Origin of the sequence: Microbacterium gubbeenense DSM 15944 (assembly GCF_000422745.1) — a bacterium.
Classification (GTDB): Bacteria; Actinomycetota; Actinomycetes; order Actinomycetales; family Microbacteriaceae; genus Microbacterium; species Microbacterium gubbeenense.
The window spans coordinates 1-14,282 of record NZ_AUGQ01000031.1; the positions used below are offsets into that span (position 1 = coordinate 1).

A 14,282-nucleotide genomic window follows, 5' to 3' on the forward strand; every position below is an offset into this window, starting at 1 on the left:
TGCAGCACACGATCGACCGGATCTCCACGGGGGTGCCCGTGCAGCTGGTCGAGGTCCGCAAGCTCGCTCGTACGCTCAAGCAACGAGCCGCTGACGTCCTCGGCTATTTCGATCGGCCCGGGACCAGCAACGGCCCGACGGAGGCGATCAATGGCCGACTCGAGCATCTGCGCGGGATCGCGCTTGGGTTCCGGAACCTGAGGCACTACATCGACAGGAGTCTGCTCGAAGCCGGCGGTTTCAGACCTCGACTACACCCTCGTTCGTGAAGAGCCCTCAATCATACGTACGCGACACGCCGCCTCTACGTCGTAACATGCTCGAATGCCCGGAATTTCGTCTCGCGCCCGCGAGGACTGGATCGACGTCGTGCGCGGCACGGCGGTCGTTCTCGTGATTCTCGTGCATGCGATGCAGCGCACCGAGCTATTCACGGGCCACCAGTTCGCGGGGTTCGAGACCCTGACGATCGTGGTGACGCCGCTCAGGCTGCCGGCGATGTTCCTGCTGTCGGGTCTGTTCGTCGCCAGGTCGCTCGCGAAGGGCCCTGGTGCCTATGCGACCGGCAAGCTGCGCCGCATCGCGTGGCCCTACCTGCTGTGGTCGGTGCTGCTGATTGCCTTCTTCTCGGTTCTGCTCGAGACCACCGGCATCGGCTTCGGGTGGGAGGTGACGTGGCGCATCTTCTTCGACCCGATCGAGCACATGTGGTTCCTCGCGTACCTGCTGCTGTACTTCGCCGTCGCGATGCTGCTGCGCTGGGTGCCGGCGCCGTACCTGCTGGTCGGTGTGATGGCGCTGTCGGCGGTTCCGATCGAAGGGCAGTGGCTCAGGTTCTGGGCGAACGCGTCGTTCTTCTTCGCCGGAGTCGTGCTCGCCGAGCACCGCCGCACGCTCGAGCGGGCCGTGGCCCGGTTCTGGCCGAGCGTCATCATGCTCGTTTCGGCGATCGCGCTGTCGATCGGACACGCCACGCTCTTTCTCGTTCTCCCTGAGGCGCCGTGGAACCTGCCGATCGTGCTGATGTTCGTGCTCGGCGCCGCGGGGGTCGCCCGGCCCGTCGCGTCGACCGCGTGGTTGGCGGCACCGCGCTATGTCGGTGTCGAATCGATCGTGTTCTATATCGTGCACTGGCCGGTGGTGTCGTTCGTCGCGCAGTTTGCGGCAGCGAAACAGGCGGATCCGTGGCTCACGTTCGCGGCCGCGCTCGCCGCGGGGCTGCTGATCCCCTGGGCGCTGGCCGCCCTCGCCGCGCGCTGGCGCCCGGCCGAGGCGCTGTTCGTGTGGCCGATCCGGCCCTGAAGATGCCTCTAGATGCTCTGTTCCTGCAGATTTGGAGCATCGGGAGGCAGGTTGAGGCACCGGCGTCCCGAACCTTCCCCTAACTGCTCCAACTGCGCAGGTTCGCAGCAGTTTCCGGCATTTTCAGGCGTGCGCCAGCACCACCACGGACTGGGCAGCCGCGGCATAACCCTCACCCGACAGCACGCCGGCGCCCGACGAATCGACCTCCACCTCCCACTCTCCGGAAGGCAACCTCACCTCGGCCTCCAGCCCCGGGTTCAGGATCACCGCCACAGCGCCCGTGAGCGACTCGCCCACCGGGTCCACTGCCGCGCCGCGCAGCACCGCGACGAGGGTCTGAAACTGCGGATCCTGCCAATCGGCCTCGTCGACGACGGATCCGTCGGCGCGCAGCCAGGTGACGTCGACTTCGCCGTCAGCGCGCAGCTCGCTGTGCAGAAACGCGCCCTGCCGGAGGATCGGGGTGCGCCGCCGCAGCTCGATCAGCTGCCGCACGAAATCGCCGTGAGCCGACGACGACCAGTCCACCCACCCCACCGGGTTGTCCTGCGCATACGCATTGTTGTTGCCGCTCTGCGAGTTGCCGAGCTCGTCGCCCGCGAGCAGCATCGGCGTGCCCTGCGACACGAACAGCGTCGCGAGCATCGCCCGGGCCCGTCGAGAGCGGGCCGCAAGAATCATCGGATCCGAGGTGGGCCCCTCGGCACCCAGGCCGTCCGAGACGTTCTCGCCGTGCCCGTCTCGGTTGCCCTCCCCGTTCGCCTCGTTGTGCTTCTCGTCGTACGAGACAACGTCGGCGAGGGTGAACCCATCGTGCGCCGAGATGAAATTGACCGACGACGTGGCCGACCGGTCGCCGTGGTCGAACTGGTGGGCGGATCCGAGCAGCCTGGCGCTCAGCGCGGCGAGCGTCAGAGGATCTCCGCGCCAGGCGCGCCGCACGTCGTCGCGGAACGCATCGTTCCACTCGGCCCACGGATGCGGGAACCCGCCGAGCTGGTACCCGCCCGGGCCGAGATCCCACGGCTCAGCAATCAGGCGCACCTCCGAGAGAACCGGATCCTGCCCCGCCGCTTGGAAGAAAGCGCTCGCCGCATCGAACCCATCGGACCCGCGCCCCACCGCCGACGCCAGGTCGAAGCGGAACCCGTCGATGCCGTACCGCGTGGCCCAGTGACGCAGACTGTCGAGGATCAGCCGCAGCACCATCGGGTTCTCGGCGGCGACGGTGTTGCCGGTGCCCGTGTCGTCGATGACGGCGCCGCCCGCTGATCGGTAGTAGTCGGGCGTGAAGCCGCGCAGACTCAGCGTCGGGCCGTCGGATCCGCCCTCACCCGTGTGGTTGTAGACGACGTCGAGGATCACCTCGATGCCGGCCTCGTGCAGCGCGTGTACGGCAGCGCGTAACTCGGAATCGGCCCGGTCGGGCCGCGACGCATACCGCGGTTCGGGCGCGTGCCAGGCGATCGGCTGGTAGCCCCAGTAGTTCGTCAGCCCGCGCTCGACGACATGCTGGTCGTCGAGGAAAGCCTGCAGCGGCAGCAGCTCGATCGCCGTCACGCCGAGGTCCGCCAGGTGTTCGATGATCGCGGGGTGCGCGAGCCCCGCGTACGTACCGCGCAGTTCCTCCGGCACGTCCGGATGCAACGCCGTCAACCCCTTCGCGTGCGCCTCGTAGATCACAAGGTCCTCGCGTGCGTGCCGGGGCCGGTTCGCGGCCGGATCCGGGCCCGACGGATCCCCGAGCACGATCGACCGCGGCACCACGGCCGCGGTGTCGCCGCCCGCGGCCACCGGGGCCGCGCCATCCGCGCCATCCGCCTCGGCCATCCGCGGATCCCACACCGCCCGGCGGTCGATCGCGCGGGCGTACGGATCGATCAGCAGGTTCCGCGGATCGCGTCCCGGGCCCGCCACTCGGAACCCGTACCGAGACCCGATCATCAGTTCGGAGAAGGCTCCGTGCCACACCCCGCCATCGTGAAACGGGACCGGGATACGCTGCTCGCCGCCGTCAGATGAGAACACGCACAGCCACACCGCGAGTGCGCCGGGCGCCCACACGGCCACGTTCGCGCCGCTCTCGGTCAGCGTCACCCCGAGCGGCGAGGGCCGGCTCACGCCACCACCTCCGAGAACAAGGACGCGTACTGCGCCGCCGAAGCCGCCCAATCCACCCGCGAGGCCATCCCTGCGGCCTGCATGCGCTTCCACGCCGGCTGATCCGCCCACATCGCGAGCGCTCGGTCGAGCGCTCCCGCGAGCCCCGCCGCCGAGATGTCGTCGAAGACGAACCCCGTCTCGCCGTCTGCGACCGTGTCGCGCAACCCGCCCGTGGAGGCGACGAGGGGGAGTGCGCCGTACGTCAGGCCGTACATCTGCGTCAGCCCGCAGGGCTCGAACCGGCTCGGCACGAGCACGAGGTCGCCGCCCGCGTACATGCGGTGGCTGAGGGGCTCGTCGTACCCGATCCCCACCCCGACCGATGCCGGGTACCGCGCCGCGAGCTCGCCGAGGGTGCGCTCGTCGTGATGATCACCGGATCCGAGTACCGCAACCGCGCCGCCCGATTCGACGAAGCGCGGCAGCGCCGCAAGCAGCATGTCGATGCCCTTCTGGTGGGAGAGCCGAGTGACGACAACGGCGAGCGGGCCCACCGGATCCGCGAGGCTGAACTCGTGCAGCAGTGCGCGCCGCGCAGCAGCCTTTCCCGCGAGCGACGACGCCGAGTACGAGTGGATGTGCGGATCGGTCTCGGGGTTCCACACTGCGGTATCGATGCCGTTGAGGATCCCGTGCAGTTCACCGCGATCGCGCCGGGACGCCACGACGCCCTCGAGGCCGAACCCGAACTCGGGCGTGGCCAGCTCTGACGCATAGGTGCGGCTCACGGTCGTCACCCGCGAGGCGTGCACAAGGCCGGCTTTCAGTGCGCTGCCGTGGCCGTGGTACTCGAGCGCGTCGGGCGTGAAATCCCACGCCGGCAGCCGCAGTCGGTCGAGCTGGTCGGCCGCGAAGATGCCCTGGAACGCGATGTTGTGGATCGTCATGATGCTCGGCACGCGGGATCCGGCGTACTTCAGATACGAGGGCGCAAGCCCCGCCTGCCAGTCGTGGGCGTGCACGAGATCGGGCCGCCAGCGATCGCTCAGACCCTCGATCGCGATGCGCGCGGCCGCCCAGCTGAGTGCCGCGAAGCGCACGTGGTTGTCGGCGTGGTCGTGGCCGTCGACGATGTACGGCCCGCCCGGCCGGTCGAAGAGGTGCGGCGCGTCGAGCAGCAGCACGCTGACGCCGTCGATCGTCGCGGTGCGCACCACGGCGGGACCGCCGAACAGATCCGGATCTCGCCACAGCCGCCGCGAGCGTCCCACCTTCTCGAGCACCGCCGGGTACGCGGGCATCAGCACGCGAGAGGACCAGCCGAGCGGATCCAGCGCGCCCGGCAGCGCGCCCACGACGTCGGCGAGCCCGCCCGTCTTGATGAACGGCGCGCACTCCGAGGCGACCGACAGCACCCGGCGACGTCGTGAGGATGCCATGGAGCTATGCCAGCGCGGCGGCGCGGCGGTCGAGCATGGCCTGCGTGATGAGCGTGATGCCGCCGGGGGAGCGCCGGAACCAGCGCGCGTCCTCCTCCGGATCCTCGCCCACGACGAGCCCCTCGGGCACCTGCACGCGGCTGTCGATGACGGCATTCCGCAGCTGGGCGCCGCGGCCGACGTCGACGCCCGGCAGCGAGACGACGTGATCGAGCGTCGAGTAGGAGTGGATGCGGTTGCCGGTGAACAGCAGCGAGTTGTGCACGTTCGATCCGGAGACGATCGTGTCGCCCGAGATCAGCGACTGGATCGCCTGCCCGCGGCGCCCCTCGTCGTCGTGGATGAACTTCGCGGGCGGGGTGAGCTCGGAGTACGTCCAGATCGGCCACTCGTTGTCGTAGAGGTCGAGGGGCGGCAGGAACTCGGTGAGGTCGATGTTGGCCTGCCAGAACGCGTCGATCGTGCCGACGTCGCGCCAGTACGGCTCGGTCTCGAGGCCGTTCATGACGCACGACTCGTGGAAGCGGTGGGCGTACGCCGATCCGTCCGCGACGATCTGCGGGATGAGATCGTGGCCGAAATCATGGCCGGAGTGAGGGTCTTCGGCGTCGGCGAGCAGCCGCTCGCGCAGGAAGCTCCAGGTGAAGACGTAGATGCCCATCGAGGCGAGCGCGCGATCCGGATCATCGGGGGTCGCCGGCGGATCCTGCGGCTTCTCGAGGAACTCGACGATGCGCCCCGCCGCGTCGGTGTGCATCACGCCGAAGGCGCTCGCATCGAGGCGGGGTACCGTGAGGCAGCCGACGGTCACGTCGGCGCCGGTCTCGACGTGCTGACGCAGCATGACCTCGTAGTCCATCTTGTAGACGTGGTCGCCGGCGAGCACGATGACGTACTGCACGCCGTAGTCGTCGACGATGTCGATGTTCTGCGTCACCGCGTCGGCTGTGCCGAGGTACCACTTGTTCTCCGACACGCGCTGGCTGGCGGGGAGGATGTCGAGGTATTCGTTGCGCTCGGCGCGGAAGAAGTTCCAGCCGCGCTGCATGTGGCGGATCAGCGAGTGCGCCTTGTACTGCGTCGCGATCGCCATCTTGCGGATGCCTGAGTTGTAGGCGTTCGAGAGCGGGAAGTCGATGATGCGCGAGTTGCCGCCGAAGTGCACCGCGGGTTTCGCGCGGCGGTCGGTGAGCTCTTCGAGGCGGCTGCCGCGGCCGCCCGCGAGCACGAACGCCATGGCCTGGCTGGTCAGCCTGGTCGGGGCACCGGGCTGAGGTTTCTGGATCATGATCTCTCCTCGACGAAATAGATGGCTGACAGGGGCGGCAGGGTGAGCAGGGCCGATTGGGCCTCGTCGCCGGCGGGGACCGGCTCGGTCTCGATGGCGCCGCCGTGGCCACGATCTCCGCCCGCGTACGCGGCCGAGTCGGTGTTGAGCGCCTCGCGCCAACGGCCCGCGACCGGGAACCCGATGCGGTAGCCGTTCCGCTCGACGGGGGCGAGGTTCAGTACGACGACGACATGCGCGTCAGACGGATCGCCGCGGCGCAGCCAGGCGAACACCTGGTCGTTCGCGGCTTCGACGAGCAGCCATTGGAACCCGCGCCCGTCGGCATCGAGGCGGTGCAGGGCGGGCTCGGTGCGGTAGAGGTGGTTGAGGTCGCGCACGAGAGACTGCACGCCCGCGCGGCCCGGGTCCGAGAGCGCGCCCCAGTCGAGCTCGCGCGTGTGATCCCACTCGGCACTCTGCGCGATCTCCTGCCCCATGAACAGCAGCTTCTTGCCGGGGTAAGCCCACATGTAGCCGTAGAACGCCTTGAGCCCGCCGAGCTTGTCGGCGTGACTGCCGGGCATACGGGCGTAGAGGGATCCCTTGCCGTGCACGACCTCGTCGTGGCTGATGGGCAGCACGAATTTCTCGCTGAACGCGTAGGTGATGCCGAAGGTGAGCAGGTTGTGGTGGTGGCTGCGGTAGATCGGATCCGTGCCGAAGTAGGCGAGCGAGTCGTTCATCCAACCGAGGTTCCACTTGTAATCGAACCCGAGCCCGCCGTCGTGCACGCGGCGCGTGACGCCGGGGAAGGCAGTCGATTCCTCGGCGGTCATGGCGGTGCCGTCGGCTCGCTGTTCGACCGCGTGGTTCGTCTCGCGCAGGAAGCTCATGGCCTCGTAGTTCTCGCGGCCGCCGTCGCGATTGGGGATCCACCCGCCGTCGTCGCGGGAGTAGTCGCGATAGAGCATGCTGGCGACGGCGTCGACGCGCAGGCCGTCGAGGTGGTACTCCTCGAGCCAGTACAGGGCGTTGGCGACGAGGTAGCCGCTGACTTCGCGGCGACCGTAGTTGAAGATCAGGGTGTTCCAGTCGGGGTGGAACCCCTCGCGCGGATCCTGATGCTCGTAGAGCGCCGTGCCGTCGAACCGGCCGAGGCCGTGCGCGTCGGTGGGGAAGTGGGCGGGCACCCAGTCGGCGATGACGCCGAGGCCCTTCTGGTGGGCCGCATCGACGAACGCTGCGAATTCGGCGGGCGTGCCGTAGCGGATCGTGGGCGCGTACATGCCGACGGGCTGGTACCCCCAGGATCCGTCGAAGGGGTGTTCGGTGATCGGCATCACCTCGATGTGGGTGAACCCGAGGTCTGCGACGTAATCGACGAGCTGGGTCGCGAGCTCGAGGTACGACAGCGACCGGCCGCCCTCGGCGCGGCGCCAGGATCCGAGGTGCACCTCGTAGATGCTGACCGGCTGGTCCGCGGCGTTCGCGCGGGCGCGGTTCGTGATCCACTCGTCGTCGCGCCAGGGGTGCGTGCCCAGGCGGCGCACGACGGAGGCGGTGCGAGGCGGATGTTCGGATCCGAAGCCCACCGGATCCGCCTTCTGCGGCAGCGGGGTGCCCGCCGCGTCGAGCAGGTCGTACTTGTAGATCTCGCCCTCGTCGATGCCCGGAACGAACGTCTCCCACACGCCCGTCGCGGCGACGGGACGCAGGGGGTGTGCTGCCGGGTTCCACGCGTTGAAGGATCCGACGACTGCCACCCGCGAGGCGTTCGGCGCCCACACGGCGAAGTGCACGCCCGGGGACCCCTCGTGCGTCATGACGTGCGCGCCGAGCACGTGCCAGAGGCGGCGGTGGGTGCCCTCGGAGATGAGGTAGCGGTCGAGCTCGCCGAGGATGGGGGTCTCGCTCATCGCGCCGGCCCCGCGTTCCAGATCTCGGTCATGTACTCGCGCACGGCGCGGTCGGAGCTGAAGTATCCGATGCGCGCGATGTTGGCGATGGCCATCTTCTGCCAGGCGTTCGGATCCCGATACGCGCGATCGACCTGTTGCTGCGCGGCGTCGTAGGCGTCGAAGTCGCTGGCGACGAGGAACCAGTCGCTCGACCACAACAGGTCGACGAGGGAGGCGTAGCGGCCGGGCTCGTCGGGGCTGAACGCGCCGCTCGCGATCGCGTGCAGCACGCCCTGAAGCGCGGGGCTGGCCTCGATGGCGGCGCGGGCGTGATCCGGCACCTCGCGGCGGGCGGCGACCTCGTCGGCGGTGAGGCCGAAGAGGAAGAAGTTGTCGGGGCCGACATGCTCGCGGATCTCGACGTTCGCGCCGTCGAGGGTGCCGATGGTGAGGGCGCCGTTGAGGGCGAACTTCATGTTGCCGGTGCCGGACGCCTCCATGCCAGCTGTCGAGATCTGCTCCGACAGATCCGCCGCGGGGATCAGGTGCTCGGCCATCGTGACGCTGTAGTTCGGCGGAAACACCACGCGCAGCTTGTCGCGCGTTACGGGGTCGGAGTTGACCACGTGGGCGACGTCGTTGATGAGTCGGATGATGTCCTTCGCGACGACGTAGCCGGGCGCGGCCTTCCCGGCGAAGATCTTCACGAGGGGGGTCCAGTCGGCGTGTGGATCCGCGCTGATGCGCTGGTAGTGCGCGATCGTCCACAGAATGTTCAGCAGCTGACGCTTGTACTCGTGGATGCGCTTGGCCTGCACGTCGAAGATCGCGTGCTGCGGCAGCTCGATGCCGTGCGCGTCGTGCAGCCACCGGGTGAAGCGCTCCTTCGCGATGTGCTTTGTGCGGCCGAACGACTCGAGGAACGCGGGGTCGTCTGCGTGGTCGGCGAGGCCGGCGAGCCGGTCGAGGTCGGTCTCCCATCCGGATCCGACGCGCGCGGTGACGAGATCCGCAAGCGCGGGGTTCGCGAGCTTGAGCCAGCGGCGCGGCGTGATGCCGTTGGTGACGTTGACGATGCGGCCGGGCGTGAGCGCCTCGAAATCGGCGAACAGGTCGCGGCGCACGAGATCCGAGTGCAGGGCCGAGACGCCGTTGACGCGGTGGCTCGTGGCGACGGCGAGGTCGCCCATCTTCACCTCGTCGTGCTCGATGAGATGGATGCCCGCGGCCGCCTCGCCGTGGATCTCGTGGATGCGGTCGTCGAGTCGCTCGATGATCTGCAGGTGGCGCGGCAGCAGGTGGCGCATGAGGCCGATCGACCAGCGCTCGAGGGCCTCGGGGAGGAGGGTGTGGTTCGTATAGCCGAGCACCTGGGTGGCGAGGTCAGTCGCGCGGTCGAACGAGAACGAGTGCTCGTCGACCAGCAGACGGATCAGCTCGGGGCCGGCGATCGCGGGGTGGGTGTCGTTCATCTGGATGGCGACGGAGTCGGGGAGGCGGTCGAGATCGTCGTGCTCGCGGAGGAATCGCGCGAGGATGTCCTGCACCGACGCGGAGGTGAGGAAGTACTCCTGCGAGAGGCGCAGCTCTTTGCCGAGCTCGGTCGAGTCTTCGGGGTAGAGCACGCGAGTAAAGGTCTTCGCCCAGACGAGCTGTTCGGCCGCGCCTGAGAAGTCGCCGGCATTGAATCGGCCGAGATCGAGCAGGTTCGCATCCGGCACCGCCTCCCAGAGGCGCAGGGTGTTGACCCAGGCGCCGCCGTAGCCGGCGACGGGGGTATCGAACGCCCCGGCGACGATACGGTTCGCCGGCGTCCACGCGCCGTCGTCGACGGATCCGCCGAACGACACGGCGTACGCGTCGTTCGGCTTCGCGAGGCTCCACGGGGATCCGTGGTCGAGCCAGGAGTCGGGGTGCTCGACCTGGCGGCCGTGGTCGAACGCCTGGCGGAACAGGCCGCGCTCGTAGCGCAGGCCGTACCCGAAGGCGGGCAGCGCGAGCGTCGACATCGATTCGAGGTAGCAGGCGGCGAGGCGGCCGAGCCCGCCGTTGCCGAGCGCGGGGTCGGGCTCGTCGTCGAGGAGGTCTGAGAAGTTCACCCCGAGTTCGTCGAGGGCCTGCTCGGCGTCGGACCGCACGCCCAGGTTGATGGCCGCGTCTTCGATCAGGCGACCGGGGAGGAACTCCATCGAGAGGTAGTGCACGCGCTTGAGCTTCTCGTCGGCTGCGCGGCGCAGCGATTCGGCCCACGGATCCATCGCGAGGTCGCGCAGCGCTTGCGAGAGAGCGGTGCGCCAATCGAGGGGCGCGGCGTGTTCGCGGCTGGTGCCGATCGTGTACTGCAGGTGGTGGAGGATCGACGCTCTCAGGCCGAATGTGCGCTGCATGCGGCACAGCATAGGCACGCGCAGGTTGCCTCATATGAACAGCGTGTGACCGGGAGATTATGTCGGGCTGGCATGGTCTTCTCGGCCACCCACGACCCGTGCCGCTCCTGATGCAGCTCGGCCAGCGCCACGGCGACACGTTCAGCACGGAATACGCGCAGCGCAGCCTGGAGCGCTGGCGCATCCTGCGTGATCAGTGCGGCCATATTTGCGTCGAGTCCGGCCGAATCTTGTACGTGAGCGCGCGAACGAAGGCAGCACCATATGTCGGGCAGTGCTACCGCGATCACGGCCGGGCGACTATCGCCACGTGTGCGAGAAGCGCCTCTACGGGTGCGACCATGTTCACCGAGTGTTGTCGGTGCTGGCATCACGTATGAAGGGTATGACTCGGCTCACCGAACGCGTGTCGCCCGCCCCGTCGTGCAGAATAAATCCATGCCCGAGACGCCGGAGGTACCCCGCAGCGGTGCCGACGTGAGCGGTTTCGCGCTCATCCTGGGCATCGTCGCCACGATCTGTGCGCTCATCCCCATGATCGGCGATGGTCTCGCGACACTGCCGGCGCTCGCCGCGCTTGTGCTCGGTTTCATCACCGTCCGTCGTCACGAGGCCGATCGCACGGTGCGCGTATGGCCCGCGATCATAGGAGCGGTGCTTGGGGCGATCACCCTGTTCGTGGTTGTCTCGACATCCCTGATGTCCGAGCTGTTCGGGTAGAGTCTGAGCCCGCCTCAGCGTCCCATCCCGCGGTACTCCCAGCCGGCTTCTCGCCAGGCGGTGGGGTTGAGGATGTTGCGGCCGTCGAAGATGACGGGGCGGGCGACCTTCGTCAGGGTCTCGGCCGGGTCGAGGTTCTTGAACTGTTTCCACTCCGTGACCACGACGACCGCCTCGGAACCCTCGAGGGCGGTCTCGAGGGAGTCGGCATAGTCCAGTTGCGGGTGGACGCGGCGTGCGGTGTCCATCGCTTCGGGGTCGTAGGACACGACTTCGGCGCCGAGGCCTTTCAACCGGACGGCGACGTCGAGGGCGGGGGAGTCGCGGATGTCGTCACTGTCGGGCTTGAAGGCGAGGCCGAGCACCGTCACGCGGTGTCCAAACACCTGTCCGTCGAACGAATCGACGACGAGGTCGACGACGCGTTGGCGGCGGCGGAGGTTGATCTCGTCGACCTGCTTCAGGAACGCGACGGATTCGCCCTTGCCGAGCTCTTCGGCACGCGCGGTGAAGGCCCGGATATCTTTCGGGAGGCAGCCGCCGCCGAAGCCGACGCCGGCGTTGAGGAACTTCCGGCCGATTCTCTCGTCGTGTCCGATCGCGTCGGCGAGCTGGGTGACGTCGGCACCGGTGACCTCGCTGATCTCGGCCATCGCGTTGATGAAGCTGATCTTCGTGGCCAAGAAACTGTTCGCGGCGACTTTGACGAGTTCCGCGGTGGGCTGGTTCGTCACCAAACGCGGGGTGCCGCGGTCGAGGATCGACGCGTACACGGAGTCGAGGGTGGCGGTGTCTTCGTCGCGGGTGGCGTCGGTGACGCCGTACACGAGCCGGTCGGGATCGACGGTGTCTTTGATCGCGAAGCCTTCGCGGAGGAACTCGGGGTTCCAGGCGAGGCGCACACCCTTCTCGGCGGCGAGCTCGGTGAGCCTGGCGGCGGTGCCGACGGGCACGGTGGATTTGCCGGCGATGAGGGATCCGGGTTTGGCGTGTTCGAGGATCGCTTCGGTGGCGGCGTTCACGTAGGTCATGTCGGCGCCTTGGGCGCCGGAGCGTTGCGGGGTGCCGACGCCGATGAAGTGGACCTCGGCGTCGGCGAGGTCGGCGTAGTCGGTGGAGAACGTGAGCCGCCCGGAGGCGAGCCCGTCCTTCAAGACGTCGACGAGTCCGGGTTCGTGGAAGGGGGGTTCTCCGGCGGCGAGTTTCGCGATCTTGGCCTCGTCGACGTCGATGCCGACGACGGTGTGGCCGAGGGATGCCATCGAGGCTGCGTGGACCGCGCCGAGGTACCCACAACCGATCACGCTGAGCTTCATCTTTACTGTCCTCATCTACTTGAACTGACCAAACGGCGAAGTTATATTCCATCACGACGGTCTTGTGAATCAGACGAACCGCTCACAGTACGTTCGAATATTGAGCAGGACTCCCAATTTTGTGCCGAGCGCGGGTCCGACCCGGGCCGGTCGCCGCTCCTACGTAGTTGACAGCATCGATCGGTGCGGCGTTTCGAGTCTGGCGTCGTGCGCGGTTTCGAACTCGTCGGGCGAGATCTCTCCGAGCTTGGAGTACAGACATCTCGCATTGTGGGAGTCGACCCACGCGGCAGTAAGTAACTCGTTCGACCTCATCGATGGACTTTAGCGGCTCTTCGCGGATGAGGGTGTAGCGTGGCGGTCGCGGGAACGAGGTCGAGGCCTTCTGATGATGGAAGTTCTCACGCTGTCTGAGGCGTCCCAGGTTTGATGCCGCTTCCTTTCGAGTTGAAAGGATGGCGTCATGCCAAAGAAGATTGATCCCGCGCTCCGAGCACGAGCCGTCAGGCTCGTGCTCGATCACCGGGCTGAGTACCCCTCGACGGCGAAGGCGATCGCGGCCGTCGCCCGTCAGGAAGGCATCGGTGCGGAATCGCTCCGACGCTGGGTCGTGCAAGCCGAGATCGACGCGGGTGACCGTGACGGGCAGACCAGCGAAGAACACGCGGAGATCCGCCGGTGAAGGCCGAGAATCGGCGTCTTCGTGAAGACGTCGCGATATTGAAAGCGGCGACGACTTTCTTCGCGGGGGAACTCGACCCCCGCACCCGCTGATGATGGGCTTCATCGATCAGATGCGAGCTGAGGGGCATGCGGTCGAGTCGATCGTTCGCGTCCTGCGAGAGCAGGGCGTGAAGATCGCCGCGCGCACCTACCGGGCCTGGCGACAGGGCCGAGTGTCTGTTCGGACTGTGACCGACGCGCTGGTCTTCGACGCTGTCCGTGACGCGGCCTGGCGCGTCGAGGTGCTCACTGATGGATCGACGCGTCGCCGGATGACTCCTGAGGGCCTGTATGGGCGCAAGAAGATGACGGCGTTCATCCGCCGCACCGCCATAGCCGACGTGCCTCGTGGCGCGGTGGACCGGGCGATGCGGGCGCTCGGTCTCGTCGGGATCACCCGGGCGAAGGCGATCCGCACCACGATCCCCGCCAAAGACGGGATCCGCGCCGGCGATCTGCTGAACCGCGACTTCAGCGCACCGCGCCCGGATCACACCTGGGTGACCGACTTCACATATGTCAGAACGTGGGCCGGCTGGGTGTACGTCGCGTTCATCCTCGATGTGTTCTCGCAACGCATCGTGGCCTGGCACGCGCAGACCAACAAGCACACCGATCTCGTTATGATCCCGCTGCGTATGGCATTGTGGGAACGCGACAGGCAAGGCCACCCCCTCGGCCCCGGGCAGCTCCGGCATCATTCGGATGCGGGGTCCCAGGCAGTACACGTCGATTGTGCTGACCGAGCATCTCGCGCTCGAGCAGATCGCGCCCTCGATCGGGTCGGTCGGTGATGCATACGATTGTCAGTCTGTTTCTGCCGCATCCCGCAAGGATGGGGAAGTCCTGGCCGGAGCGTTCTGACCCTTGCTTACGATTGGCCCGCAGGGTGCCTTTGCGTTGATCTGTCGATCCTCCGGCCGGGCGCGCAGTAACCGCTGCCGCCGGACCGGGCGTGACCTGATAGGAGCCTGGAGCAACATCGTCAAAGCGTCCCCATGACAGTCCTGTCCACCCGCCGGCGACAGCGTGAGTCCCGCGCTAGTTCGTCAAAGGAGACAGCACACCATGGAACAGATCGAGCCCGCCCGTTCCGGACACGTCGTCATCGGCGTCGACAC

At 67.7% G+C, this 14,282-nt stretch carries 11 protein-coding genes; 5 read left to right on the forward strand and 6 right to left on the reverse strand.

Annotated elements, in window-relative coordinates:
• The coding region (locus G510_RS16800; protein WP_036323236.1) for a transposase at positions 1 to 269 on the forward strand (269 nt) is incomplete at its 5' end.
• A gap of 55 nt (positions 270 to 324) precedes the next feature.
• Positions 325 to 1,302 (forward strand): acyltransferase family protein, encoded by a 978-nt coding sequence (locus G510_RS0112240; RefSeq protein WP_029153856.1) that lies wholly within the window; start codon positions 325 to 327, stop codon positions 1,300 to 1,302.
• A 123-nt stretch (positions 1,303 to 1,425) separates the two neighbouring features.
• On the opposite strand, the gene glgX is transcribed toward G510_RS0112240, so the two are convergent.
• From glgX to G510_RS0112265, 5 genes are read right to left on the reverse strand one after another with little or no spacing between them, the layout of a single operon-like run.
• Positions 1,426 to 3,426 (reverse strand): glycogen debranching protein GlgX, encoded by a 2,001-nt coding sequence (gene glgX, locus G510_RS0112245; RefSeq protein WP_029153857.1) that lies wholly within the window; start codon positions 3,424 to 3,426, stop codon positions 1,426 to 1,428.
• The gene (gene glgA, locus G510_RS0112250) at positions 3,423 to 4,847 is read right to left on the reverse strand and encodes a glycogen synthase GlgA (protein ID WP_029153858.1); all 1,425 of its coding nucleotides are present in this window, start codon (positions 4,845 to 4,847) and stop codon (positions 3,423 to 3,425) included. The genes glgX and glgA overlap by 4 nt, the downstream gene beginning before the upstream one ends.
• Before the next feature lie 4 nt (positions 4,848 to 4,851).
• A complete protein-coding gene (gene glgC, locus G510_RS0112255; protein WP_036323240.1) occupies positions 4,852 to 6,135 on the reverse strand; it encodes a glucose-1-phosphate adenylyltransferase in 1,284 nt (427 codons plus the stop codon).
• A complete protein-coding gene (gene glgB, locus G510_RS16805; RefSeq protein ID WP_051216736.1) occupies positions 6,132 to 8,033 on the reverse strand; it encodes a 1,4-alpha-glucan branching protein GlgB in 1,902 nt (633 codons plus the stop codon). The genes glgC and glgB overlap by 4 nt, the downstream gene beginning before the upstream one ends.
• Complete coding sequence (locus tag G510_RS0112265) at positions 8,030 to 10,402, reverse strand: glycogen/starch/alpha-glucan phosphorylase (RefSeq protein WP_029153860.1); 2,373 nt, start codon at positions 10,400 to 10,402, stop codon at positions 8,030 to 8,032. The genes glgB and G510_RS0112265 overlap by 4 nt, the downstream gene beginning before the upstream one ends.
• 438 nt (positions 10,403 to 10,840) lie before the next feature.
• On the opposite strand from G510_RS0112265, the gene G510_RS16810 reads away from it, so the two are divergent.
• Positions 10,841 to 11,122 (forward strand): hypothetical protein, encoded by a 282-nt coding sequence (locus G510_RS16810; protein WP_051216737.1) that lies wholly within the window; start codon positions 10,841 to 10,843, stop codon positions 11,120 to 11,122.
• 14 nt (positions 11,123 to 11,136) lie between these two features.
• Here G510_RS16810 and G510_RS0112275 read toward each other — a convergent pair whose 3' ends face one another.
• Complete coding sequence (locus G510_RS0112275; RefSeq protein WP_029153861.1) at positions 11,137 to 12,438, reverse strand: UDP-glucose dehydrogenase family protein; 1,302 nt, start codon at positions 12,436 to 12,438, stop codon at positions 11,137 to 11,139.
• A 463-nt stretch (positions 12,439 to 12,901) separates the two neighbouring features.
• On the opposite strand from G510_RS0112275, the gene G510_RS18905 reads away from it, so the two are divergent.
• Both G510_RS18905 and G510_RS16820 read left to right on the forward strand, forming a co-directional pair.
• A complete protein-coding gene (locus G510_RS18905) occupies positions 12,902 to 13,120 on the forward strand; it encodes a transposase (protein ID WP_084644364.1) in 219 nt (72 codons plus the stop codon).
• Positions 13,121 to 13,214: 94 nt separating this feature from the next.
• Positions 13,215 to 13,955: a DDE-type integrase/transposase/recombinase gene (locus G510_RS16820; protein WP_245563349.1), complete on the forward strand. Its 741-nt coding sequence runs from the start codon at positions 13,215 to 13,217 to the stop codon at positions 13,953 to 13,955.
• Positions 13,956 to 14,282 lie beyond the last annotated feature (327 nt).